The sequence below is a fragment of the Rhodoferax sp. MLSD5-FHT05B10 genome (assembly GCF_058793415.1).
Genome location: NZ_JBXAFT010000007.1, coordinates 190,968 through 215,285 on the forward strand (window position 1 = coordinate 190,968; position 24,318 = coordinate 215,285).

18 protein-coding genes and 1 riboswitch are annotated in these 24,318 nt (G+C 63.7%); of the genes, 10 read left to right on the forward strand and 8 right to left on the reverse strand.

What is annotated here, in order from left to right:
- Positions 1-69: 69 nt before the first annotated feature.
- From AC1Q5W_RS13155 to xylA, 5 genes are read left to right on the forward strand one after another with little or no spacing between them, the layout of a single operon-like run.
- Positions 70-1,206, forward strand: coding sequence for a sugar ABC transporter permease (locus tag AC1Q5W_RS13155; RefSeq protein WP_492646162.1), 1,137 nt, complete (start codon positions 70-72; stop codon positions 1,204-1,206).
- Positions 1,203-1,976 (forward strand): ATP-binding cassette domain-containing protein, encoded by a 774-nt coding sequence (locus tag AC1Q5W_RS13160; protein WP_492645059.1) that lies wholly within the window; start codon positions 1,203-1,205, stop codon positions 1,974-1,976. The genes AC1Q5W_RS13155 and AC1Q5W_RS13160 overlap by 4 nt, the downstream gene beginning before the upstream one ends.
- A gap of 25 nt (positions 1,977-2,001) precedes the next feature.
- Positions 2,002-3,138: an ROK family transcriptional regulator gene (locus AC1Q5W_RS13165; protein ID WP_492645060.1), complete on the forward strand. Its 1,137-nt coding sequence runs from the start codon at positions 2,002-2,004 to the stop codon at positions 3,136-3,138.
- Between the two features lie 4 nt (positions 3,139-3,142).
- Positions 3,143-4,597: a xylulokinase gene (gene xylB / locus AC1Q5W_RS13170; protein ID WP_492645061.1), complete on the forward strand. Its 1,455-nt coding sequence runs from the start codon at positions 3,143-3,145 to the stop codon at positions 4,595-4,597.
- Positions 4,598-4,632: 35 nt separating this feature from the next.
- Positions 4,633-5,946 carry a xylose isomerase gene (gene xylA / locus AC1Q5W_RS13175; RefSeq protein ID WP_492645062.1) on the forward strand — a complete coding sequence of 438 codons (1,314 nt, stop codon included), beginning with the start codon at positions 4,633-4,635 and terminating at the stop codon, positions 5,944-5,946.
- Positions 5,947-6,026: 80 nt separating this feature from the next.
- Here the strand turns inward: xylA and otsB are convergent, their stop codons facing one another.
- Together otsB and AC1Q5W_RS13185 are read right to left on the reverse strand one after the other, a co-directional pair.
- Complete coding sequence (gene otsB / locus AC1Q5W_RS13180) at positions 6,027-6,782, reverse strand: trehalose-phosphatase (protein ID WP_492645063.1); 756 nt, start codon at positions 6,780-6,782, stop codon at positions 6,027-6,029.
- Positions 6,779-9,016: an alpha,alpha-trehalose-phosphate synthase (UDP-forming) gene (locus tag AC1Q5W_RS13185; RefSeq protein ID WP_492645064.1), complete on the reverse strand. Its 2,238-nt coding sequence runs from the start codon at positions 9,014-9,016 to the stop codon at positions 6,779-6,781. The genes otsB and AC1Q5W_RS13185 overlap by 4 nt, the downstream gene beginning before the upstream one ends.
- Before the next feature lie 145 nt (positions 9,017-9,161).
- Between AC1Q5W_RS13185 and AC1Q5W_RS13190 the strand changes: the two genes are divergently transcribed.
- A complete protein-coding gene (locus AC1Q5W_RS13190; protein WP_492645065.1) occupies positions 9,162-10,988 on the forward strand; it encodes a glycoside hydrolase family 15 protein in 1,827 nt (608 codons plus the stop codon).
- Here the strand turns inward: AC1Q5W_RS13190 and AC1Q5W_RS13195 are convergent.
- From AC1Q5W_RS13195 to AC1Q5W_RS13210, 4 genes are all read right to left on the reverse strand, one after another.
- A complete protein-coding gene (locus AC1Q5W_RS13195; protein WP_492645066.1) occupies positions 10,962-12,191 on the reverse strand; it encodes an MFS transporter in 1,230 nt (409 codons plus the stop codon). The two genes, AC1Q5W_RS13190 and AC1Q5W_RS13195, sit on opposite strands and share 27 nt — an antisense overlap.
- A gap of 28 nt (positions 12,192-12,219) precedes the next feature.
- A complete protein-coding gene (locus AC1Q5W_RS13200) occupies positions 12,220-13,851 on the reverse strand; it encodes a peptide chain release factor 3 (protein WP_492645067.1) in 1,632 nt (543 codons plus the stop codon).
- A 92-nt stretch (positions 13,852-13,943) separates the two neighbouring features.
- Positions 13,944-15,356 (reverse strand): bacteriohemerythrin, encoded by a 1,413-nt coding sequence (locus AC1Q5W_RS13205; protein ID WP_492645068.1) that lies wholly within the window; start codon positions 15,354-15,356, stop codon positions 13,944-13,946.
- A 164-nt stretch (positions 15,357-15,520) separates the two neighbouring features.
- A complete protein-coding gene (locus AC1Q5W_RS13210; RefSeq protein ID WP_492645069.1) occupies positions 15,521-16,294 on the reverse strand; it encodes an SDR family oxidoreductase in 774 nt (257 codons plus the stop codon).
- 120 nt (positions 16,295-16,414) lie between these two features.
- Positions 16,415-16,508: riboswitch (S-adenosyl-L-homocysteine riboswitch) on the forward strand.
- A gap of 72 nt (positions 16,509-16,580) precedes the next feature.
- Here AC1Q5W_RS13210 and ahcY point away from each other — a divergent pair.
- The 3 genes from ahcY to metF are packed head-to-tail and all read left to right on the forward strand — an operon-like array spanning position 16,581 to position 19,702.
- On the forward strand, positions 16,581-18,038 hold the full coding sequence (ahcY, locus tag AC1Q5W_RS13215) for an adenosylhomocysteinase (RefSeq protein WP_492645070.1): 1,458 nt from the start codon (positions 16,581-16,583) through the stop codon (positions 18,036-18,038).
- Positions 18,039-18,050: 12 nt separating this feature from the next.
- Positions 18,051-18,860, forward strand: a complete 810-nt coding sequence (locus tag AC1Q5W_RS13220) for a TlyA family RNA methyltransferase (RefSeq protein WP_492645071.1) — start codon at positions 18,051-18,053, stop codon at positions 18,858-18,860.
- Complete coding sequence (gene metF / locus AC1Q5W_RS13225) at positions 18,857-19,702, forward strand: methylenetetrahydrofolate reductase [NAD(P)H] (RefSeq protein WP_492645072.1); 846 nt, start codon at positions 18,857-18,859, stop codon at positions 19,700-19,702. Before AC1Q5W_RS13220 ends, metF begins: the two co-directional genes overlap by 4 nt.
- Here the strand turns inward: metF and AC1Q5W_RS13230 are convergent.
- The gene (locus AC1Q5W_RS13230) at positions 19,699-21,630 is read right to left on the reverse strand and encodes a YhgE/Pip domain-containing protein (RefSeq protein ID WP_492645073.1); all 1,932 of its coding nucleotides are present in this window, start codon (positions 21,628-21,630) and stop codon (positions 19,699-19,701) included. The genes metF and AC1Q5W_RS13230 overlap by 4 nt on opposite strands.
- Before the next feature lie 14 nt (positions 21,631-21,644).
- On the reverse strand, positions 21,645-22,541 hold the full coding sequence (locus tag AC1Q5W_RS13235) for a 23S rRNA (adenine(2030)-N(6))-methyltransferase RlmJ (RefSeq protein WP_492645074.1): 897 nt from the start codon (positions 22,539-22,541) through the stop codon (positions 21,645-21,647).
- Positions 22,542-22,651: 110 nt separating this feature from the next.
- Between AC1Q5W_RS13235 and AC1Q5W_RS13240 the strand changes: the two genes are divergently transcribed.
- On the forward strand, positions 22,652-24,298 hold the full coding sequence (locus tag AC1Q5W_RS13240) for a serine/threonine protein kinase (RefSeq protein WP_492645075.1): 1,647 nt from the start codon (positions 22,652-22,654) through the stop codon (positions 24,296-24,298).
- The last annotated feature ends 20 nt before the right edge of the window (positions 24,299-24,318 follow it).

Genomic DNA, 24,318 nt, shown 5'->3' on the forward strand with positions numbered 1-24,318 from the left:
TTGCGGAGAACGCATGTGAATCCCGTTTTGAACTCGCTCAAGCAGGCCGCCATCGACTGGCGTCTGGTGATGATGGGCACGGTGCTGGCAACGATTGCCATCGTGTTCAACGTCATGTCCGGCGGACTGTTTTTGTCCCCCGAGAACCTTTACAACATTGCACAGCAGACAGCCGTTGTCGGCGTGATTGCCACCGTCGTGGTACTGGTCATCGTGGCGCGTCACATTGATCTGTCGGTGGGCTCGGTTATGGGTTTTGTCGGTGTGTTGATTGCCACCCTGATGTATACCGCTGGGTGGCATTGGGTGCCGGCGAGCCTGGCTGGAATGGCCGTGGCAATCGTCGTGTCGCTGTACCAGGGGGCACTGACTGCTGTACTGGGTGTGCCTTCCTTCGTTGTCACACTGGGTGGATTAATGTCCTTTCGCGGCGCGGCCTTTCTGGTGGCAGATGGCAAGACACAGCCGGTTAGCGATGAGTTTTTCCAACGCCTGGGCGGTGGCTATGACGGCGCAATCGGCGTACAAGCCAGTTGGGCGCTGGCGGCGGTGTTCATTCTGGCCTTGTTCGTACAAATGTGTATCAAGCGCCAGGCCCGTACTGCGTACGAAGTCCCAAATAGCCCCTTGTGGCTGGATATGGCGTTGGTCCTGGTTCCCGCACTAATCGTGGTGGGTTTTGTGGCGGCCATGAATGGCTATGAGATACCCGGCAAGGATGGCCCACAGGGTATTCCGATTCCAGTGCTGATCTGGGCCGCAGTGACATTGATCTTGTCGTTTATCGTGCGCCGCACACGCTTTGGCCGGTATGTGTTTGCCATGGGCGGCAACCCCGAGGCGGCCGCACTGGTGGGTATTCCGGTGCGACGCGTTACGCTGATGTTGTTCGCGCTTATGGGGGTGCTCATCACCATCGCCGCCATCGTTTCCATTGCGCGCCTGAATGCCGGCACCAACTCGCTGGGCAGCGGCATGGAGCTGTATGTGATTGCAGCCGCCGTGATCGGCGGAACCGCTCTGGCCGGTGGCAGTGGATCGATTTTTGGCTCGGTGCTGGGGGCGCTCATCATGCAATCCATTGATAGCGGCATGTTGCTGCTCGATGTCTCAATTGGCGTGCGCTACGTCATCATCGGCCAGGTACTTATCGCAGCCGTGGTGTTTGATGTGGTTTACCGCCGCATGACAGGAGACACCGTATGAGCCAGACCCCAACCCCCTTGGTGGAAATGCGCCACATCGGCAAGGCGTTTGGCGGCGTACAGGCGGTGGATGATGTGAGCATCAATCTGTACCCCGGCGAGGTGGTTGCGCTGCTGGGTCACAACGGAGCGGGCAAGTCTACGCTCATGAAAATGCTGGCCGGGGCTTATCCACTTGATAACGGCGAGATCGTTATCAGTGGGGAGAAGGCGCACATTCGCACGCCTGTGGATGCGCAGCGCTGCGGCATTGAATCGATTTACCAGACGCTGGCGCTTGCCGACAACCTGGACGCGGTAGCCAACCTGTTCTTGGGGCGCGAGCTGCTGACCCGCTGGAGAACGCTGGACGACCATCGTATGGATGCGCACGCCCGCAAGGTTTTCCACCGGTTGAACAAAAATTTCAAAAATGTGCGCACACCGGTGCGCCGCCTCTCGGGCGGACAGCGCCAGGTGGTAGCCATTTCGCGTGCCATCTATTTCAACGCCAAGATATTGATCATGGACGAACCCACGGCGGCCCTGGGCCCCGAAGAAACCGCCATGGTGGGTAGTCTGGTCCGCCAGCTCAAGGCAGATGGCGTGGGTATTTTCCTGATCACCCACGACATGCCCGATGTGTTTGGTCTCAGTGACCGTCTGGCGGTAATGAAGAACGGAAAATTGGTGGGAACCTACCGCACAACAGACGTTGTGGAAGATGACGTTCTTGGCATGATCATCGCAGGAAAACAGCCTCACGATATAGCGCAAACCCTCTCTCTTTGAGGCCTAGCGCATAACCAGCAACACCATGAAAACTACCGGCGATCAACAACTTGTCAAACGCATTAACCGCAGTGTGCTGGTACGTCTGCTCCGCAGCCAGCCGAGCCTGTCCCGGGCGCAGTTGGCGCAAATCAGTGGCTTGACCAAATCCACGGTCAGTCTGCTGGTGCGCGAATTGTTGGACGAAGGTTGGCTGACCGAAACCGATGTCACTGCAGCACCGGGTCTGGGGCGTCCCTCGACACCGCTGCAAATTGATGGCCGCGTCCGTGGGCTGATTGGCGTCGAAGTGGCCGTGGAGACCCTGCGGGTGGTGTGCGTCTCGTTGTTGGGCGAGGTGCTGAATTCTCTCGAAGTGCCGCTGAGCGGCACCAAACCGGCAGAGGTGTGCAAACAAGCGGCTGGTCTGGTAGCGGGCAGCCACGCAACGCTGATTCAGCGCGGCATGCAGCTGTGTGGGGTGGGTATTAGCCTGCCAGGGGCCTTTGATGAGGCTACCGGCATGCTGCGCTTTGCGCCCAATCTGGGTTGGCGCAATGTAGATTTTGTACCGCAGATTACCCGGGCTCTGGCTAAGGCGGGGGTGCCGGAAGTGCCGGTGCATGTGCAAAACGAAGCAGACACCGCTGCGCTCAGCGAATACGAGTTTTCTGAGAGCGATGCCAATAACTCTCTCATCTTCGTCTCGTGTGGCGTGGGGGTGGGGGCCGGCATTGTGCTCAATGACCGGTTGTTCACCGGGGCGCAGGGCATGGCCGGTGAAATTGGCCACAGCATTCTGCAGATTGACGGGCCTTTGTGTTCATGCGGACGCAAGGGGTGCGCCGAAACATTTTTTGGGACACGCGTGTTGGACAAGCTGGCCGACCCTGGGCAAGGAGGGCACTATTTGGGAGTAGTGCTGCAAAACCTGTGGACTACGTTCAACCCCAGCATGCTGGTGGTGGGGGGGCCTTCGTGTCATCGTTACCCCGCCATCGTGCAGGTGGCGCAGAACACGTTGCAGGCCTATGCAACCAGCGCCGGAATGCCTGCACCAGCCGTGCGCGCTGCGCGTTACGGCCTGCTGGCCTCGGCCGTGGGGGCCGCTGCGCTGGTGCTGCACCACGAGTTACGGCCCATGCATTCCCGTACAGCCGCGACCAACACAATAACCATCTAATTCCATGTTCATCGGTATCGATATCGGCACCTCCGAGGTCAAGGCGCTTTTGCTTAACGATCAGCACCATGTGCTTGCAACGGCAGGCACCGCGCTGACCGTTTCACGCCCGGGCCCGGGCTACAGCGAACAGGCGCCGCAAGACTGGTGGAGTGCAACCCAGTCGGCCCTGGCGCAGTTGCGTGCAAGTTTCCCAAAGGAGTACGCGGCAGTGCGTGGCATGGGTCTTTCCGGCCAGATGCACGGTGCCGTTCTTCTGGATGCGCGAGACCGGGTGCTGCGTCCGGCCATCTTGTGGAATGACACGCGCAGTGTGGCGGAGTGCGCGGAGATGATGGCCGAGATGCCCAGCCTGAGTGACTTGGCCGGTAGCCTGGTCATGCCGGGTCTTACTGCGCCCAAACTGCGCTGGGTGTCCGGGCACGAACCCGCCATTTTTTCGCAAGTAGCCAAGGTACTGCTGCCCAAAGACTACGTGCGCTTGATGCTCACCGGTGAGTACGTGACCGACATGTCTGACGCCAGCGGTACCTTGTGGCTAGATGTGCAAAAGCGTGCGTGGTCAGATGCGTCACTGGCGTTGACCGGTCTCACCCAGGCCCATATGCCGCACCTGGTAGAAGGTAGCGCGCCAGGGGGCTATCTGAAAGCCGAGGTAGCGCACGACTTGGGCCTGCTTCCGGGTATTGTGGTGGCCGGTGGGGCGGGTGACAACGCAGCCAGTGCCATCGGCATGGGGGCCACGGAGAGCGGTCAGGGGTTACTGTCGCTGGGCACCAGTGGTGTGCTGTTTGTTGTTACACCCAGCTACCAGCCCAATGCGGCCAGTGCCACGCATGCGTTTTGCCACGCCTTGCCACAGCGTTGGCACCAGATGAGCGTGATGCTCTCGGCGGCTAGTGCCTTGCAATGGGTAACGGAACTGCTGGGCGCGGAAAACCCGGGTGTGGTGGCCGGGAAAGCGACTGCACTTTCGCTAACTGAGCGTGCCACAGCGCCCTTGTTCTTGCCGTACCTGAGTGGAGAACGCACCCCGCACAACGATGCGCACGTGCGCGGTAGTTTTCATGGTTTGAGTTTTGATACGGATGCCGCCCGGTTGGGATACGCCGTTATCGAAGGGGTGACATTTGGCCTGCAAGACGGGCTGGCCGCGTTGAACGCTGCGGGCAGCAACGTGCCCCGTCTGTCATTGGTGGGGGGTGGTGCGCGCAGCGCGCTCTGGGCGCAGCAACTCGCATCCGCATTGAATATTGAAATCGTTACCCATGGCAGTTACGCCGTGGGCGGCGCCCTTGGAGCGGCGCGCCTGGCCTGGTTGGCCACTGGTGCGCCGGTCGGTGCCGTGTGCCAAGTACCGGAGGTAGACGCCAGCTACCAGCCCGATGCCAGCGAGCAAGCGTTACTTGCTGCGCGCTACGCCCAGTTTCGTGCCTTGTATGCGCCCTCCGGGGCTTGATTGCACGGTTTTTTCATCACCAACGGATAACAATCATGAGCTCCTACTTTTCCAAGATCTCTCCCGTGGCCTTTGAGGGGCCAGCATCTTCCAATCCACTGGCCTTCAAGTGGTATGACAAAGACCGCGTGGTGCTGGGGAAACGCATGGAAGACCACCTGCGATTCGCCGTGTGCTATTGGCACAGCTTCTGTTGGAACGGACTGGACCCGTTTGGCGGCGACACGTTTCAGCGGCCCTGGCAGACCATGGCCGATCCCATGGCCGGAGCCCGGTCCAAGGCGGACGCGGCGTTCGAGTTTTTTGCCAAACTCGGCGCCCCTTATTACTGCTTTCATGACCGTGATGTGGCCCCGGAAGGTGCTACCCACCGCGACAGCGTAAACAACCTGCGCGAGATGGTGGATGTGCTGGCCGCCAAGCAGGCCGAGACCGGCATGAAGCTGCTGTGGGGTACGGCCAACCTGTTTAGCCACCGTCGCTATATGTCGGGCGCAGCGACCAACCCCAACCCTGAAATCTTTGCGATGGGCGCCCTGCAAGTGAAGGAGGCTATGGATGCCACGCTCAAGCTTGGGGGAGAGAACTACGTGTTGTGGGGTGGCCGGGAGGGTTACGAGACCCTGCTCAACACGCGCATAGGCCAGGAGTTGGACCAGATGGGCCGCTTCCTGAATATGGTGGTGGAGTACAAGCACAAGATCGGCTTTAAGGGCACCATCCTGATCGAACCCAAACCGCGTGAGCCTTCCAAACACCAATATGATTTTGATACTGCCACGGTGTACGGTTTTCTGACCCGCTACGGTCTGGACAAGGAGATCAAGGTCAACATCGAAGCCAATCACGCAACGTTGTCGGGGCACAGCTTTGAGCACGAGATTTCTACCGCCTTAGACCTGGGTATCTTCGGCTCCATCGACATGAACCGTGGCGATATGCAATGCGGTTGGGACACCGACCAGTTCCCCAACAATATTCCCGAAACCGCGCTGGCGCTGTACCTGATCCTCAAGAGCGGGGGCTTTACCACCGGCGGGCTGAACTTCGACGCCAAGGTGCGTCGCCAGTCCATCGACCCTGAAGACTTGTTCCATGGCCACATCGGCGGAATGGATGTGTCGGCCCGCGCCTTGTTGGTAGCCGAAAAAATGTTGACGGACGGTGCGCTGGAACAAAAAGTGGAGCAACGCTACGCCGGGTGGAATGCCGCGTGGGCGCAGCAAGCATTGAAAGGGCAGAGCAGTCTGGAGGTGGTCGCAGAGCGCGTATTGCAAGCCAACGTGGACATCTCTCCTCGCTCGGGTCAACAAGAATTGCTGGAAAATTTGCTTAACCGGTACCTGTGATGTAGGTACTGGTCGGGTGTGAAATTTTAGATTTGCCATGCATTGAAGGCACCCATGAAGAGCATTGCCCTGCGCTGGGACTAGCTGGGGCGCAAGTCGATCAGCAGCTGCAGCATGTGGGCCATTTCTGCATGGGAATCCAGAAAGAATTGGGCGTGCGACCCGGGGGTATCCCTCCCGATGCGTACGGTGAGCCAGTGGTCTGGAGCAATCTCAAAGACCGCTTCGTCGTTGACGTCATCCCCCACGAACAGCGCCGCACCGGATTGTGAACGGGCGACCAGGCGTTGCACGGCATCGCCCTTGTTGGGGGCGTGTTCCGCCACCAGGTTGACGACGAACTTGCCGCCAAAGGTGTGCAGGCCGGGGCCCATGTGGGCAATCGTGGAGGCAATGCATTGCTGGGCTTTTTCGCGATCGCGCGCCAGGCGGTAGTGCAGGGCCATCGAGTTCCCCTTGTCTTCGATCGTGACGCCAGCGTCCTCCAGCGCCGCAGCATGTGCGGCAATGTACGTTCGCGCTGAAGCCATTGCGGCTTCATGGGCGACCGAGGGGGCCAGTTCGGGGTCTTCTGCGCCATGGCTGCCCACGATGTAGGCGGGGTCAAACCCCAGACGCGGTGCCACATCAGCCACCTTGCGGCCTGTGACAATGGCCACGGGTCGCCAGTGCGCCAACTGGGAGAGTCGATGCGACACGGCAGCAGACACCCGGGCGTCGTCCGGGCGCGCCACGATGGGTGCCAGCGTGCCATCGAAGTCGAACGCCAGCAGGGGCCTGCGGGCCAGTACGGCGGCCAGCGCACGCTGGCCTTCGTTGGAAAACAAATGCTTCACGGGATGGATTGGTGGCTGATGACACGTGCCTCGATGCGCTTGCGCAGCCGCCAGCGGCCAGCGTCGGCGAGCATGCGTCCCGCCCAGCGGAAGACGTTGAATTCGCGCACCGTCATGCGCAGGCTGGCCATGCGTTCGCGCTGCTCTGCGGTGGGCATGGTGATGGCGCGGAACAGTGCATCTGCTGTTTCTTCCACGTGGTACGGGTTGACAATCAGCGCCTCCTGCAACTCGCGTGCCGCGCCGGCAAATCGGCTCAGAATGAGGACGCCTTGCATGTCATCGCGTGCCGCAACAAATTCCTTGCACACCAGATTCATGCCGTCATGCAGGCTGGTGACCAGGCAGACGTCCGCCGCCCGGTAGAGCACGGTCAGGGCTTCGGACTCGTGGTGCTGGGCCAGCAGGTGCACCGGCTGGTAGCCGGGCGTCCCAAAGCGGGTGTTGATGCGCTCGGTGAGGTGCTGCACCCGTTCCTGGAAGAAACGGTATTCGTCCAGGGCGCTTCGCGAGGGGGCCGCTACCTGGATAAAGGTAAACCGCCCCACCCACTGCGGGTATTTTTCCAGCATGCGTTCGACCGCATGCAGACGTTCGATGATCCCCTTGGTGTAGTCAAAGCGGTCCACCCCCACAGCCAGACGGTGGTCGGGCGCCAGACCGTGGGCGGCAAAAACCTCACGACGGCACTCTTCGACGGTGGGCCAGCCCTGGGTCTCGGCTGGGCTGGGCCAGGCAATGGAGATGGGGTAACTCTCGATGAACGTTTCCTCACCCCGGTAGGTGATGGTGGAGTGCTCGTGCTCGATGCGGGCTTCCAGGTTCCGGTCCGCCGTTTCCATGAAGTTCTTGCAGTGGTATTTGGTGTGGAAACCCAGAATGGTGCTGCCCAGGAGACCTTCGAGGATTTCGCTCCGCCAGGGACAAATGCCGAAAGATTCCGGGTTGGGCCACGGGATGTGCCAGAAGGTGAGGATGGTTGCGTTGGGCAGTTTCTGGCGGACCATGGCCGGGAGCAGGGCAAAGTGGTAGTCCTGCACCAGAATCACCGGGTCGTCGCTGAGAGCCTCCGCCACAACCGCGTCGGCAAAGCGCTGGTTGATCGTGCGGTAGTGCTGCCAATCCGACTCGCGGAAAACCGGGCGCACATGCGCCACATGGCAAAGCGGCCACAGCCCCTCATTGGCAAAGCCGTAGTAGTAGCCGTCTTCCTCCTCCTTGCTCATCCAGATGCGGCGCAGGGTGTAGTCATCTTTGCCTGGAGGGACCCGTACGCGGTCTTTCGAGTCGACTGCGTCACGGTCGGCACTGCCGCTGCCATGGGCAATCCAGGTTCCCGAGCAGGCGCGCATGACGGGTTCCACTGCAGTGATGAGCCCGCTGGCTGGGCGTTTGACGGTTATCTTGCCATCGATGTGGTCGTGGATGTAGGGCTCGCGGTTGGATACCACGATCAGTTGGTCGCCGCGCAGTTGCGTGCGCAGCAGGGAGCGCAGTCGCTCGGGGCTCCATTCGGCGTCGGGTCCGGCGGCACGCCGGTATTCGTCGTCCAGGTCGCGCAAGCGGGTACGCAAGTCGGCGGCAAACGACGCCAGTTCGGGCGCCGGCGCGCCCATCGGCTTGATCAAACCTTCGCCGCGCAACAGTGCTCGGGCTCCCGAAACCCAGCCACGCCAACTCAATTGGGCCACCACCATGGTGATGAATGCGATGGTGATGCCCAGTGCGGCAATCAGCAGGATGAGGTATTTGCGCGTATCCTGGCTGCGCCGTTCAATGAAGCTCAGGTCATGTAGAACGATCAGGTCGGCCACACGTCCGGCCTCACCGTTGACCGCGTGCAGTCCCACCTGGACCGTGCCGCTGTCCAGGTGCAGAACCGAGTCGGTATTTTGTGAATATTCCAGCGCCTTGGCGCAGGTCAGTGACGCGGGAAAGCCAGAGGTTTTCAGTAGCAAGGTGCCCGTGTCGGAGCACAGCCCGATGCCCACCAGACGTTCATCCAGAACCGAGCGATTGAAGACGGTTTGCAGGCGCTTGACGCTGTCATTTTTCAGCGCTTCTGCGATGGAGTCGGACAGGGCATTGGTTACCAGATTGCCGCGCAGGTTCAAATCCCGGGAAAACCAGCGCAAGGTCAAGCCATCGACCAAGGGGAGCGCCAGATAAGCGGTTGCCACCAGCGTCACGATCAGGGGGGCGAGAAAGCGCAGTTGTAGTCTGAAAGTTTTCATCATGTCGCTGAAATTCTCCTGTTAGGTAAATACCACGAACGTGACTTGAATGCACTTGTGTGTAAAGTGGCAATGAACGCTTTGTTTCTCAGGTCCAAATCGAACGCGTTTAATATATTGCTACAAATGTATTTTAAGGCTTCCCATGCAAAGTGAAGATACGGTTACCACGCCCTCCCGTGGAGGGGCCACACTGAGTCTGGCCGTGGTGGGCAACTGCGCCATCAGCGCCTTGATCGATCACATGGCCCGCATCGTTTGGTACTGCAGCCCCCGTTTCGATAGTACGCCGGTATTCCAATCGCTGTTGTGCGGTGCGCCGGATGCAGCGCGCGAAGGTTTCATGGGGGTTGAGCTGGAGGGCTTGGTGCGTACCGAGCAGTCGTACGACGCGGGCACGGCCATATTGCGCACCCGTCTGATCGGGGACAAAGGCGATGTGGTCGAGGTGACGGATTTTGCGCCGCGCTTCCTGCACCATGACCGCATGTTTCGCCCGGCGCAGCTGGTGCGCAGGGTTCGGCCGCTGCAAGGTCACCCGCGCGTGCGCTTCATCGTACGCCCCAAGGGCGAGTGGGGCGCTGCCGAGCCGGTCATTACCCGTGGCAGCCATCACCTGCGTTACGTGCTGCCCGAGCAGACCGTGCGGCTCAATACCTCCGTTCCGCCGACCTATGTGGTGGATGAGCGCTGGTTCCTGTTGACCGCTCCCGTGAGCCTGTTGCTGGGACCGGACGAAACCCTGGTTGGTTCGATTGAAGATACGGCGCGCGAGTTTGAGGAACATACGGCTTTTTATTGGCGCGGGTGGACCCGGCGGCTGGCGCTGCCTTACGAATGGCAGGATGTGGTGATCCGCTCGGCCATCACCCTCAAGCTGTGCCAGTTCGAGGAAACCGGTGCGATTGTGGCGGCTATGACCACCAGCATTCCGGAGGCCGCAGACAGCGGGCGCAACTGGGACTACCGTTATTGCTGGTTGCGCGATGCCTTTTTTGTGGTGCGGGCCCTCAACAGTTTGTCGGAGGTGGGCACCATGGAGAGCTACCTCCAGTGGCTGCAGAATATCGTCAGCAGCAGTGATGACGGCCATGTCCAACCCCTGTATGGCATTGGACTGGAACACCATCTGGTGGAGCAGGAGATCCAGGCCATCAGTGGCTACCGGGGCATGGGCCCAGTGCGTGTGGGCAACCAGGCGTTCGAGCATTTCCAGCATGACGTGTACGGCAACATCGTGCTGGGTGCGGCCCAATCCTTTCACGACCAGCGCCTGTTTCGTCCCGCCATGTCGCGGGCCTTTGCGCAACTGGAGCGCGCCGGTGAGCAAGCCTGGCGTCTGCACGACCAGCCGGACGCCGGCATGTGGGAGTTGCGCACGCGTTCACGGGTACACACCTCGTCATCGCTGATGTGCTGGGCCGCTTGCGACCGGTTAGGGAAAATTGCCAGGGTGCTGGGTCTGGCGCCGCGGGCTGCGCACTGGGTCGAGCGCGCGCAGCACATCCGCGACAAGATATTGCAGCAGGCGTGGAGCGATAAACGGCAGGCTTTCGTGGAAAGCTTTGGTGGTTCCAGTCTGGATGCCAGTGTGCTGCTCATGTGTGAAGTGGGTTTTATCGACGCGCGCGACCCACGCTTCGTCAGCACCCTGAAGGCGTTGGAGCTGGCCCTGTGTGATGGGCCCTTCATGCGCCGCTATGAGGCTGCAGACGATTTTGGCCGGCCGGAAACCGCGTTCAACGTGTGTTCGTTCTGGCGTATTGACGCCCTGTCGCGGATGGGGCGTGAACAGGAGGCCCGGGACATCTTTGGGCAGTTGCTGGCCTGCCGCAATCCGGTGGGGCTCTTGTCCGAAGACACCTTGCCGGCGACGGGGGAGGCCTGGGGAAACTTTCCGCAGACCTACTCCATGGTGGGCCTGATCAACGGAGCTGTCCGCCTTTCAGAACCGTGGGAGAGCTTTGTCTGATGGCTGTGCGGGTCTTCGCTGCGCAACCAGCAAGGTCACCAGCCCCACCAGCGCCACGCTGACCAGCACGGCCGGGAAGCCCCGCGTGGGCGACCAGTCGATCAGCGCGCCGGAGGCGGCGGACGCCACCAACCCGCCTAGCGTGTAGGTCAGCACCAGCACGGCGGTGCTGTTGACCAGCGTGATGCCTTTCTCACGCGCGCCGATGTCGATCATGCACAGGGTGTACAGGCTGCCGCCGGCACCGCCCCAGAGGAACACGATGGGCCACGACAGCCAGGTGATGGCAGCGACGAAAGGCATGACGCAGCTGGCCACCAGCGTGATGCCGGCAAACCCCACCATCAGCGTGCGCCGGCCTTGCGCCTGGTCCTGGAAGCGGTCGGCCACCAGCCCGGCGGGCATCATCAGGGCCACGCCGCCCAGACCGCTCACTGACACCAGCAGGGCCGCGCTGGCAGCGCCCAGGCCCAGCGCCAGCCCGTACAGCGGCAGGATGGAGGTGACGCCGGTTTCAAAGAAGCCGCCCACAAAGCCTGCCAGCATGATGATGGGGTGGGCGCGCAGCGCCAGCCACAGGCCGTGCACGCCGACGCGGGCCGTGGCGGTGTCTGCCGCATCGGGCACAGGGGGAATGAAGGCGGTCCACAGCAAGCCCAGCACCGAGAACGCCACCACAATGGCCAGCGTGCGCGGGTTGTCCGCGCCCACCCATACCAGGGCCGCGGGGCCGACGATGAAGGTGGCGCTGACCAGCGTCTGGAAGAAGCCCACGTAGCGCCCGCGCTGGCCGGGGGGAGAAAATTCGGCGATGAGGGCCTCGGCCAGCACCCAGCGCAGGGCCATGGCCAGGCCGGAGGCCAGGTTCAGCGCAAACCAGACCCACAGCTGGTCCGAGGTGGCGAACAGCACCGCCGACAGGGTGAGCACGCCACCGGCCATCCACAGCGCCGGGCGGCGGCCCAGCTTGTGGGCCACGGCCGAGGCGAACGGCGTCATCAGGAAAATGCCCAGCCAGCCGGTGGAGGCAAACAGCCCGGCCACCGTGCTGGACACGTCAGCCCCCTTCATGCGCAGCAGGAGCAGCGGCATGAGCATGAAGTGGCTCACCAGCTCCAGGAAGGTGGAGCCGAAAATGCTGGCCAGGCCCAGCCGCGCGCCGGGAACTGGCGCGGAAGAGGAGGACTCGACGGGCACGGTCATGCTACGGTTTTAGTAGCGCTCTGCGCAATCAACCTGCGGTCTGCAGGGCCAAACCGGCATGTTCGCGCAGCGGGTGGAAATGGATCTTGGGGAAGCGTTCCTGCGCCAGGCGCACGTCGTACGGGCTGGTGCACAGGTAGGCCAGGGTGTCTGCCGCGTCGCGTGCCATGCGCATGGGGTAGGCGTCGCAAAAAGTTTTCAGCTCGGCCGGCGTGTCGGCGGTGATCCAGCGCGCGCCGGTGTACTGGCAGCTTTCCAGGCGGATGTCGGCGTCGTACTCGGCCTTCAGGCGGTGCTGCACCACTTCAAACTGCAGCTGGCCCACGGCGCCCAGCAGCATGTTGCCGCCCATCTCGGGGCGGAACACCTGGATGGCGCCTTCCTCGCCCAGCTGGGCCAGGCCCTGCTGCAGCTGCTTGGTACGCAGCGGGTTCTTCAGCACCACGGTCATGAACATTTCCGGGGCGAAGAAGGGCAGGCCGGTGTAGAGCAGGTTGACCGAACCGTCGGTGATGGTGTCGCCCAGCTGCACGCCGCCGTGGGTGGTAAAGCCCACGATGTCGCCGGCGTAAGCCTCTTCCACCGCCTCGCGGCGCTGGCTCATGAAGGTCACCACGCTGGTGGGGCGCAGTTCCTTGCCGGTGCGCATGACCTTGAGCTTCATGCCCGGCGTGTACTTGCCGCTGGCCATGCGCACGAAGGCGATGCGGTCGCGGTGGTTGGCGTCCATGTTGGCCTGTACCTTGAAGACCACGCCGCTGAAGGCGTCGTCTTCGGGCTGCACTTCCTTCACCACCGGCTGGCGGTTGACCAGGGTGGTGCTGGTGCGGCTGCGTGGGCTGGGGGCGAGGTCAACCAGGGCGTCGAGCACTTCCATCACGCCAAAATTGTTCACGCCGGAGCCAAAGAACACGGGCGTCTGCTTGCCGGCCAGGAAGGCCTCAATGTCCCACGCCGGGGAGGCGCCGGTGGCCAGTTCCATGCTTTCCATGGCGGTGGTCCACTCGTGGCCGAAGCGCTGCGCCAGTGTGGCGGCATCGGACAGGGGCACGGTGTCAAAGTCCTGCGGGCGGCGCTCGCTGCCCGACTCGAACACGGTCATGGCCTGCGTGCGCAGGTTGACGATGCCGCCAAACAGCTTGCCCTGGCCCACTGGCCAGGTCATGGGCACGCAGGGCATGCCCAGCTCGCGCTCGATCTCGTCGAGGATGTCCAGTGGCTCGCGCACCTCGCGGTCCATCTTGTTAACGAAGGTGATGATGGGGGTATCGCGCTGGCGGCAGACCTCGATCAGGCGGCGGGTCTGTGCCTCCACACCGTTGGCGGCGTCGATCACCATCAGGGCCGAGTCCACGGCGGTGAGCACGCGGTAGGTGTCCTCGCTGAAGTCCTTGTGGCCGGGGGTGTCGAGCAGGTTGATGACGTGGTCGCGGTAGACCATCTGCATCACGCTGGAGGCCACCGAGATGCCACGCTGCTTCTCGATTTCCATCCAGTCGGAGGTGGCGTGGCGGGACGCCTTGCGCGCTTTCACTGAGCCGGCAATCTGGATGGCGCCCGAGAACAGCAGCAGCTTCTCTGTCAGCGTGGTCTTGCCCGCGTCGGGGTGGGAAATGATGGCAAACGTGCGGCGGCGGCGGGTTTCGGCAAGGAAAGACACAGGGATTCCAGAAGGTGGGGCAAAGAGTGCGCGTGCACCCCCGCGGGCGTGTGCCCGGAAGCGGCCGATTTTACCGGAGGCGGGCGGGCCGCCTACTTCTGCGGGCCCAGGTACGGGCGGTACGCTTGGTCCTCATCGAGGATGTGGTTGCGCAGCCAGTCGCGCAGGAAGTGCAGGATGCGCGCGCCCACCTGGGTGCGGCGGCGGTGGATGAAGTCGTCCCGTACTTCGGCGATCCATTTGCTGAAGCCCTGGTGGATGCGCTGGTGCTTGGCCAGGTCGGGGTAGCCCGCGTCGGCTATCAGCTGTTCTTCGTAGTCGAAATGGAAGGACGCGTAGCTCACCAGCTCGTCGATGATCATGGCCACCACCGGGCGGTCGTTCTGGCTTTCGGCCGTGGCGAGCTGGTTGATGGTGTCCATCAGGATCATGTGCTGCTCGTCGATGTGCTGGTCGCCCACGCTCATGGCGTCGGTCCACTGCACCACGGACACTGCCTCGCGGTTGCGGATGACGGCGACGAAGGCGTCCGTCACGGACGGATCGAACTGCGTGCCCCGTTGCTGCGCGATCTGCGCCACGGCGCGCTCGGTGCTCCAGGGGGCCTTGTAGGGGCGCCGGGAGGTGAGGGCGTCGAACACGTCGGCAATGGCGCAGATGCGTCCGGCCAGGGGAATGGCGTCACCGGCCAGGCCTGCGGGGTAGCCGCTGCCGTCGAACCACTCGTGGTGGGTCTGGGCGATGTCGGCGCCCATGCGCAGGTAGGCGCTCTCGCCCATCATCAGGTGGGCCTGACGCAGCAACTGGGCCCCCTTGGTGGGGTGCAGCATCATGGTTTTGCGTTCGTCGTCGGTCAGCGGTCCGGGCTTGAGCAGGATGCGGTCGGGCGCGGAGATCTTGCCCACGTCGTGCAGGATGCTGGCGATGCGCACCTGCTCGATGAATGCCTCGTCCACGGTGTCGGGGAAATGCCCGTTGGCATGCAGCTGGCGGGCAATCTGGCCCACGAGGCGGGCCACCCGCAGGACGTGTACACCGGTATCGGTGTCGCGGTGCTCGGCGAAGTTGGCCATGGCCACCACCGCGGCCTTGGCGGTGCGCTGCACCTCTTCCAGGGCGCGGCTCTCGCGGGTGATGTCCAGGTAGGTGAAGACATAGCCTCCCGCCGCCAGCGGCACGGCGGCCACGCGCAGCAGCATGCCATTGGGCCGGGCACGCTCCAGGCGGTATGGCTCGCTGGCCTGCATGGCCCGCAGCCGGCGGGCGACGAAGTCTTCGCGCACGCCCATGTCGGCAAACTCGCCACGCTCCAGGAAATACTGCAGCAGCGCGCTGTAGGGCTGGCCAATGAACTGGTCGGCCTGTTCCAGGTCCAGCAGGCGGCGGTAGGCGCGGTTGTGCTGGCGCACCCGCAGGTCGGGGTCCAGCCACAGGAAGCCCTGGTCCATGGCGTCCAGGGCGTGGTTGATGGGGTCGTCTCGGGACTGCAGGGTGACTTGGGCCATGGCGAAAGACTGCGTTGCGTCGTCGTTTGACGGCCGGGCAATACCCACTAGCAGGTCGCTGGATGGCCGAAGTGGGGTGATCCTAATGTGGGTACACCCGCAAATTCCGGATTCTCACCGCGTGTTGACCCAGATCAAATCTGGGATATCCCCCCCCCCTCGCGCTATCCGCCTTCGGCGTGGCGGGCGTACATCTTCTGCATGCCACCGATCCAGCGCTCGTAGTCCTGCCCCTTGTTGCGGAAATACTGCGCCACCTCGGGGTGGGGCAGCACCAGGAATTTCCCGTTGTCCATGACCGTCACCACCTCCTGCGCCACTACCTCGGGGGCCAGAATGCCGTTGACCGCGGCCGAGCCGCCATCGCTGTCGCCCACCATGTCGGTCTGCACCGATTGCGGGCACAGGCAGGCCACCTGCACGCCCTGGCGGCCGTAGGCAATGCGCAGCCATTCGGCAAAGGCCACGGCGGCGTGCTTGGTCACGGCGTAGGGGGCGGATTCGACAATGGTCAGCAATCCGGCGGCCGATGCGGTCACCAGGAAGAAACCGTCGCCGCGCGCCACCATCTCGGGCACCACGGCGCGCGCCGCCCAGACGTGGGCCATGCCGTGGATGTTCCACATCGCATTCCACAGGGCGTCGTCCAGGTCCAGGCCGCCCATGCGGCCCAGAATGCCGGCGTTGGAGATATAGGCGTCCACCTGGCCAAAGTGCTGGCGGGTTGTGGCCACCAAGGCCTGGATGTCGGCCTCCTGGCTCACGTCGCAACGCACGGCCAGGCCGCCAAATTCGTCGGCCACTTCCTGGGCGCGCGCCAGATTGATGTCGGCCACGACCACGGCGCGGGCGCCCTCGGCGGCGAAGCGCCGGGCAATGCTGCGGCCAATGCCACTGGCGCCCCCGGTGACGATGGCGACTTTGTTTCGAATGTCCATGAAGAATGCTCCTGTTGGGGAAGCCGCCAGTGTGGCGGCCGGGCCTGTCCCGGTCAGCCACCGAGGCGACACCCGGGCACAGGCAGTGGGGGGCGGGGGCGTTGCTCCGTATAATCCGTGCATTCCGAGGAGCGTTGCAGTTCACGCGCAGTGGACGAGGCTCGGAAACGCCAACGGCAGGTTCGTCCCTGCCACTCAACGACGCTCACCCACTGTTCTGTGTGGTGAGCCCTTTCCCTGGTTACTCCCGCAGCACGGTGGCTTACCCATTTTTCTGGAGCCAGCCATGAGCGTGATCAAACCTGCCAAGACCGAAGACTACAAAATTGCCGACCTGAGCCTGGCGCCCTGGGGCCGCAAGGAACTCACCATTGCCGAGACCGAAATGCCCGGCCTGATGGCCATCCGCGAAGAGTTCGCCAAGAGCCAGCCTCTGAAGGGCGCGCGCATCACCGGCTCGCTGCACATGACCATCCAGACCGGCGTGCTGGTCGAAACCCTGCAGGCCCTGGGCGCCGAAGTGCGCTGGGCGTCGTGCAACATTTTCTCCACGCAGGACCACGCTGCTGCCGCTCTGGTGGCCAAGGGCACGCCGGTGTTTGCCTACAAGGGCGAGACGCTGGAAGACTACTGGGACTACACCCACCGCATCTTTGAATTCGGCGGCAAGAAGGGCACGGCGGCCGAAGGCCCCAACATGATCCTGGACGACGGCGGCGATGCCACGCTGCTGATGCACCTGGGCGCCCGCGCCGAGAAGGACATCAAGGTGCTGGCCAAGCCCGGCAGCGAAGAGGAGATCTGCCTGTTCAAGGCCATCAAGGCCAAGCTCAAGCTGGACCCCACTTGGTACAGCCGCCGCCTGAAGAACATCATCGGCGTGACCGAGGAAACCACCACCGGCGTGATGCGTCTGGAAGAAATGGCTGCCAAGGGCACGCTGGCGTTCCGCGCCATCAACGTCAACGACTCGGTGACCAAGAGCAAGTTCGACAACCTGTACGGCTGCCGTGAATCGCTGGTGGATGCCATCAAGCGCGCCACCGATGTCATGATCGCAGGCAAGGTGGCCGTGGTGGCCGGCTACGGCGACGTGGGCAAGGGCTCGGCCCAGGCGCTGCGCGCCCTGTCCGCCCAGGTGTGGGTGACCGAGATCGACCCCATCAACGCCCTGCAGGCCGCCATGGAAGGCTACAAGGTCGTGACCATGGAATACGCCGCCGACAAGGCCGACATTTTTGTGACCTGCACCGGCAACAAGAACGTCATCACCTACAAGCACATGGCAGCCATGAAGGACCAGGCCATCGTCAGCAACATCGGCCACTTCGACAACGAAATCGATGTCGCTTCGCTGGAGAAGCTGCAGTGGGAAGAGATCAAGCCCCAGGTGGACCATGTCATCTTCCCCGCCACCAAGGGCAAGAACGGCAAGCCCGAGAAGCGCATCATCCTGCTGGCCAAGGGCCGTCTGGTGAATCTGGGCTGCGGCACCGGCCACCCCAGCTTCGTCATGTCGTCGAGCTTTGCCAACCAGACCATTGCGCAGATCGAGCTGTTCACCAAGCCCAAGGAATACAAGAACGGCAAGGTGTACGTGCTGCCCAAGCACCTGGACGAGAAGGTGGCGCGCCTGCACCTGAAGAAGGTCGGCGCCATGCTGTCCGAACTGACCGACGAGCAGGCCGCCTACATCGGCGTCAGCAAGAACGGTCCGTACAAAAAAGAAACCTACCGCTACTGAGCCCGCAACAGCATGCGCATTGACCAACTGCTGGTGCAGCGGGGCCTGGCGAGCACCCGCTCGCAGGCCCAGCGCCTGATTGCCGACGGCGTGCAGTGGAAGAAGGGCGACGAATGGAAGACCGTAGCCAAGAATGGCGACGAGGTTCCGGACGACGCCCCTCTGCAGCTGCTGGACGACTCCGAAGCCCGCTACGTCTCACGCGGTGGGCTGAAGCTGGAGGCGGCCCTGAAGCAGGTGGGCCTGTCGGTGGACGGGCTGGCCTGCCTGGACGTGGGGCAATCGACAGGCGGTTTTACCGACTGCCTGTTGCAGCACGGTGCGCGCCTGGTGGTGGGGGTGGATGTGGGCAGTGCCCAGCTGCACCCCAGCATCCGCGAGGACGGGCGGGTGCTGTGCGTGGAAGGCGTCAATGCCCGCGCGCTGGATGCTAATGATTTGATAGCGGCCTGCGCAAATTACACGGGGGCTGGCGGCCTGTTTGACCCCGAAAACAAGGAGGCAGAACCGTTTGAGCCCGCGTTTGACGTGGTGGTGGGCGATTTGTCCTTCATCTCGCAGACCCTGGTGCTGCCGGCTGTCGTGCCGTTCCTGAAATCTGGGGGCACGCTGCTGATGCTGGTCAAACCCCAGTTCGAGTTGCAGCCCGGCCAGGTGGGCAAGGGCGGCATCGTCAAGGATGCGGCCATGTACCCCATTGTGGAGCAGCGCCTGCGCGAGGCCTGCGCCGCGCTGGATCTGACCGTGACCGCGTGGTTCGACTCGCCCATTGCCGGTGGCGACGGCAACCACGAATTTTTCATTTGCGCCCAAAAACCATGAAACCAACGCCCCGCATTCCTGTCAGCCTGGAGTTTTTCCCGCCCAAGACCCCGGAAGGGGCGGACAAGCTGCGCGCGGCGCGCCAGCAGTTGTACGCGCTGCAGCCCGAGTTCTGCTCGGTCACCTTCGGGGCTGGCGGCTCCACCCAGGAGGGAACATTCGCCACGGTGCGCGAAATCCTGGGCGAGGGCGTGAGTGCCGCCTCGCACTTCTCCTGCATTGGCGCCACCCAGGCCACGGTGCGCGCGCAACTGGCCACCCTGCAGGCCATGGGTGTTAAGCGTCTGGTGGCCTTGCGCGGGGACCTGCCCAGCGGCTATGGCGCCGGCGGCGAGTTCCATTACGCCAGCGACCTGGTGGCGTTCATCCGCGCCGAGACCGGCGATGCGTTCCATATCGAAGTCGCGGCCTACCCCGAGGTCCATCCCCAGGCCAAGTCGCCGGTCAGCGACCTGCAGGCCTTTGCCACCAAGGTGCGCGCGGGGGCCAACTCCGCCATCACCCAGTATTTCTACAACGCCGATGCCTACTTCCGCTTTGTGGACGAGGTGGCCGCGCTGGGCCTGAACGTGCCCGTGGTGCCGGGCATCATGCCCATCACGAGTTCCACCCAGCTCATGCGCTTTTCGGACGCCAGCGGCGCCGAGATTCCGCGCTGGATCCGCCTGCGTCTGCAAAGTTTTGGCGACGACACCGCCTCCATCAAGGCGTTTGGCCTGGACGTGGTGACCCGCCTGTGCGAGCAGCTGCGTGCCGGTGGCGCACCGGCCCTGCATTTCTACACCATGAACCAGAGCGCCGCGACGCTGGCTCTGTGTGAACGCCTGGGGCTGACGGCCTAGATATCGATGGCCGGTCGGTGCTCTTCCGCGCTGACCAGTTTCCAGTTGCCGACAAAGCAGGCCACCAGCCAGGCCAGCGTGCCGGCCAGCCCGATCGCCAGCCAGGAAGTGAACCAACTGCCGTCAAAGGCGCCGAACATGCTGGCGCGCAGGGCCTTGATCACCCAGGTGAACGGTAGCCACGGGCTCAGGGCCTGGTAAATGCCGCCGCTGAGCTCCACCGGGAGCACGCCGCCGGCGGATGACAGCTGCAAGATCAGCAGGATGAGGGACGCCGCCTTGCCGGCGTCGCCAAAGGCGCGCGTCAGGGCCACGATGATCATCAGGAAGGACAGCGAAGTCAGTACCAGCGTCAGGATGTACGGCGCCAGGCTGGCAATGTGCAGGTTCAGGGCGAACAGCGTCATCAGCAGGATGACCATGGACTGTGCGGTCACGATGCCCCCCAGGATGCCCAGCTTGCCCAGCAGGCGGGCCGGCCGGGAGGCTGAAGCGGCCGCGCTGGGCAGGCTGCGCAGGTGAAACAGAAAAGCCGTCATGACCGCGCCCATCCACAGGGATGTGGCCAGGAAATTGGGGGCAAAGCCGGCGCCGTTGTTGGGCACCGGCGCCACGATCTCCAGCGCCGGCTCGACCGAATCGGCCAGGCCGCGCGCGCTGCCCTCGGGCGCCTGGCTGTCGGCGGGCAGGGACCGGTTGAGCAAATCCAGGCCGCCGCTCAGTTCGCGGGAGCCGGCCTTGATCTGGCTGAGCCCGTTGCGCAATTCCTGGGCGCCGCCTGCCACCCGATGTCCGCCCTGGCTCAGTTCGTCCAGTTTGGCATCGGGCGGCACCTTGCTGGCGGCGGTATGGATGCCATCACCCAGCGCGGTCATGCCGTCGGCCAGTTTGCCGACGCCTGCGACCAGCTTTTGCGTGCCATCGGCCAGCTGTGCCTGGCCGGTGCGTGCCGTCTGCAAGCCGCCTCCCAACTGGGAAGCGCCTGTGGCCAACTGGGCGGCGCCCTCGGAGATGCGCCCGCCCACAATCGGAATGTCCTTGGTTTCGTCGTGCAGCTTGGTGCCACCCTCGGCCAGTTTCTGTGCGCCGGCTTGCAGGTCCTGCAGCCCATGGGCCAGTGCGGCATGCCCGGAGACCAGGTCAGCACCGCCGGTTTTCAATGCCGCCAAGTCCTGCGCCGCAGGGCGCTGCTGGTCCATGGTGTGCAGGCCGGCGCCGAGTTGCTTGACGCCGTCGGTCAGCTGCCCCACGCCCTTGCCGAGGCTGTCTGCGCCCGTTGCCAGGGTCTTGGCACCGGTTTCGGCTTGGGTCAGGCTGTCATCGAGCCGGTGGGCGCCGTCCGTCAGGGCCTCCACGCCCCGGCGCAACTGGGTCAGCTTGTCCAGTGAGCCGGCGGCGGTGCTCAGCACCAGCGACCAGCGCTGTTCATTGAGGTTGATGTTGACCTGGTGGCCCAGCTCGGACGCAAACCGTTTGGCCAGGTTGGCGCCGTTGTAGTTGTTGCCTTCCGAGATGTACATGACCAGGCGGCCGCCAGCGGCCTCGTTGCCGGGCACGGCATTGGCGCTGAAGTCCTTGGGAATGATCAGGGCGAAGGCCAGGTGGCCCTGCCGCACGGCCAGCTTGGCCTCTTCCTCCACGGCGTAGTCGACAAAGCCGAAGGTGGGCTTGGCCTTGAGCGAGGCGACGACGGCGCCCCCCAGGTTGACGGGCTGGTCGCGGTAGTTCAGGCCCTGGTCCAGGTTGACGATGGCGGCCTTGAGTTCGCCGGTGCGCGCGCTGGGGTCCTGCACGCTCGCCAGGTAAATCAGGGCGTACAGCGCGGGAATGACGGTGACGCCGATGGCGGAGATGCGCAACTTGGGAAAGCGCTGAAACAGCGTCATTTCCATCCGGAAGATGGCTAGCGCATCACGAAGAAAAACCATGGCGATCTCCCGCTTCAGCCGCCTGATTCCAGTGTGAATGCGGCGTTTTGGTCTTGTTTGAGTAGCGTCACCATCTGCGGCAGCGCCAGCTGCAGGGCCGCCTTGAGAGTGTGCGGTGGATTGATGATGAACATGCCGCTGGCGGGCAGGCCAGGGCGAATAACTTCTCCCTCGCTGTCCTGCAACAGCTTGCTGGACTTGACGGTCAGCGTGGCGCCCAGCCAGCTTTTGCCCGCCTTGTTGGCCAGCGTCTTCAGCTTTTTGGGCAGGTCATGGGCCTCTGGGCGGGGGATGATGGGGTACCAGACGGTGTAGGTTCCGGTGGCAAAACGGTGCAGGGCGTCGCCCACCATGTCGGCCACGCGGCCGTAGTCCTGCTTCATTTCGTAGCTGGGGTCGCAGAACACCAGGGCCCGCCGTGAAGGGGGGGGCAGGAACTTCTTGATGCCTTCAAAGCCGTCTTCGCGCAGGATGGCCACCTGCCGTCCGGCTTCCAGCTGGGCAATGTTGGCGGTCAGGGTCTTGACGTCGGTGGGGTGGATCTCGAACAGCTTGAGCTTGTCGCGGTCGCGCGCCTGCAGCACCCGGTGGATGATGAAGGGTGAGCCGGGGTAGACCTTGTGGCTGCCCTTGCTGTTGAAGCTGGCCACCAGATCGAGGTAGTCCTGCAGGGCCGGAGCCACCGGCTTGGGCAGGTCGCTGGCCACCAGTTTGAGAAAGCCCTCGGCCGCTTCCGCGCTGGTCTGGGCGTAGTCGCCGTCGAGCCGGTACAGGCCGGCGCCGGCATGGGTGTCGAAGACCGTCAGGGCGGTGTCTTTTTGCGTCAAATGTCGCAGGACAGCCAGCAGGACGGTGTGTTTGAGCACGTCGGCGTGGTTGCCGGCGTGGAATGCGTGGCGGTAACTGAACATGCCCTATGATACCGGCACAGGGCCCTGCAGCGCAGGCAGCCCGAAGAAGCGCCGGGCGCGTTGGATGGTGTGTGGCGGTGTTGGCCGTCGCCAAAAAGACGATAAAAAACATGAGTGATCCCGCTAGCGGGGCCGGCGCACCCACCGAGGTGCCGCTGGGCCATATGGATGCATTGCCAGCCGGCACCATGCTGGGTGAATTCGAACTCCAGGGTTTGCTGGGGGTAGGCGGTTTTGGCATGGTGTACCGCGGCTACGACCATTCGCTGCAGCGCGCCGTGGCCATCAAGGAGTACATGCCGTCGGCTTTGGTGGCACGCGCCCCAGGGCTGCAGGTATCCGCGCGTTCCACCTCCGATGCCCAGCCGTTCCAGACTGGTCTGGCGTCTTTCATTGCCGAGGCGCGCTTGCTGGCGCAATTCGACCACCCCTCGCTGGTCAAGGTCTACCGTTTCTGGGAGGCCAACAGCACGGCGTACATGGCCATGCCGCTGTACAGCGGCATCACGCTCAAGCAGGCGCGCAGCCGCATGAGCAGTCCGCCGCCCGAATCCTGGTTGCGCACGGTGCTGTGGTCGGTGCTGGAAGCGCTCAAGGTGCTGCATGGCAACGGGACGCTGCACCGCGATGTTTCACCCGACAACATCTTCCTGCAGGACGTCGGCCCGCCGGTGCTGCTGGACCTGGGGGCTGCCCGGCGTGCCATCGTGGACAGCACCCACAAGCACACGGCGATTTTGAAGGTCAATTACGCACCGATCGAGCAGTATGCCGATGCAGAGGATCTGCGGGAAGGTCCGTGGACGGACCTGTATGCGGTGGCGGCCGTCGTGCACGGCTGCCTGTGCAATGAGCCCCCGCTTCCGGCAACGTTCCGCGTCCTGCGTGACCGCATGCCGTCCTTTGCCCGCATCACCCAGACGGTGGAAACGCATTTTGGCCAGTCGTATTCGCCCGAGTTCGTGCAGGCCATGGACCATGCGCTGGTCATCCAGCCATCCAAGCGGCCGCAAAGTGTGAAGGCCTTTGCCGACGAGCTGCAGCTGCACGCCCCCGAGGACCTGAACCAGTTTGATTGGCGCCTGCAGCTGGGCCATGCCGTCGAACTGGTGGAGGTGGCGCAGGCGCAGGCGTATGCACCGACCCAGCTCCACGCATCGTCGGCCGAGAAAACGCGGCCCGACCCCCGCACGCAAGCGCATACCGCGGTGACACTGCCGCCGCAGCGGGTTCCCGGGATGCGCGCACCGGAGCCCGTGGTGGCCGGCCCGGACCGGCGCCAGGCCCCCCGGGCTTCCGTGGGGGGCTGGGGCTGGCTGGTTGCGGCACTGGTGCTGACGACCGTAGGGTACATGGGGTGGCAATGGACCCAAAAAGCCGCGGCGTCGCCCGTGGAGATCCCTGCGCAGGGGCTTTTACCGGCGCCTTCGCCGGTAGAGGCGCCCCCACCGGCCGCGCCCGAGCCCGTGCCGGCTCCCGTGGCCACCACGCCCCGGCCGCCTGCGCCGGTGTCCCGGGAACCCGGGCACGCCGTGCCGGAAAAAGGGGAACACAAGCTGGCAGCGGCCCCCGCCAGGCCGGACCGGCCGGCGCCAGCGGTGAAGCAGCCGGTGCACCCGGATGGAGCGGAGTTGTGCGCGGACAGCAACCTGCTGACCCGCAGCCTCTGTGTTCACCGCGAATGCCAGAAACCCGAGCTGGCGAACCGGCCGGTGTGCGTGGAAGACCGCCAGCGCTGGGACAACCTCACCAAGTGAACGGGCGGCAAAACCGCGGG

Bases quoted from the DNA above. Each gene is read 5' to 3' on its own strand.
- AC1Q5W_RS13155 (WP_492646162.1), top strand. From the start codon at position 70: ATGATGGGCACGGTGCTGGCAACGATTGCCATCGTGTTCAACGTCATG.
- AC1Q5W_RS13160 (WP_492645059.1), top strand. From the start codon at position 1,203: ATGAGCCAGACCCCAACCCCCTTGGTGGAAATGCGCCACATCGGCAAG.
- AC1Q5W_RS13165 (WP_492645060.1), top strand. From the start codon at position 2,002: ATGAAAACTACCGGCGATCAACAACTTGTCAAACGCATTAACCGCAGT.
- xylB (WP_492645061.1), top strand. From the start codon at position 3,143: ATGTTCATCGGTATCGATATCGGCACCTCCGAGGTCAAGGCGCTTTTG.
- xylA (WP_492645062.1), top strand. From the start codon at position 4,633: ATGAGCTCCTACTTTTCCAAGATCTCTCCCGTGGCCTTTGAGGGGCCA.
- AC1Q5W_RS13185 (WP_492645064.1), bottom strand. From the start codon at position 9,016: ATGAAAACTTTCAGACTACAACTGCGCTTTCTCGCCCCCCTGATCGTG.
- AC1Q5W_RS13190 (WP_492645065.1), top strand. From the start codon at position 9,162: ATGCAAAGTGAAGATACGGTTACCACGCCCTCCCGTGGAGGGGCCACA.
- AC1Q5W_RS13195 (WP_492645066.1), bottom strand. From the start codon at position 12,191: ATGACCGTGCCCGTCGAGTCCTCCTCTTCCGCGCCAGTTCCCGGCGCG.
- AC1Q5W_RS13205 (WP_492645068.1), bottom strand. From the start codon at position 15,356: ATGGCCCAAGTCACCCTGCAGTCCCGAGACGACCCCATCAACCACGCC.
- AC1Q5W_RS13210 (WP_492645069.1), bottom strand. From the start codon at position 16,294: ATGGACATTCGAAACAAAGTCGCCATCGTCACCGGGGGCGCCAGTGGC.
- ahcY (WP_492645070.1), top strand. From the start codon at position 16,581: ATGAGCGTGATCAAACCTGCCAAGACCGAAGACTACAAAATTGCCGAC.
- AC1Q5W_RS13220 (WP_492645071.1), top strand. From the start codon at position 18,051: ATGCGCATTGACCAACTGCTGGTGCAGCGGGGCCTGGCGAGCACCCGC.
- metF (WP_492645072.1), top strand. From the start codon at position 18,857: ATGAAACCAACGCCCCGCATTCCTGTCAGCCTGGAGTTTTTCCCGCCC.
- AC1Q5W_RS13230 (WP_492645073.1), bottom strand. From the start codon at position 21,630: ATGGTTTTTCTTCGTGATGCGCTAGCCATCTTCCGGATGGAAATGACG.
- AC1Q5W_RS13235 (WP_492645074.1), bottom strand. From the start codon at position 22,541: ATGTTCAGTTACCGCCACGCATTCCACGCCGGCAACCACGCCGACGTG.
- AC1Q5W_RS13240 (WP_492645075.1), top strand. From the start codon at position 22,652: ATGAGTGATCCCGCTAGCGGGGCCGGCGCACCCACCGAGGTGCCGCTG.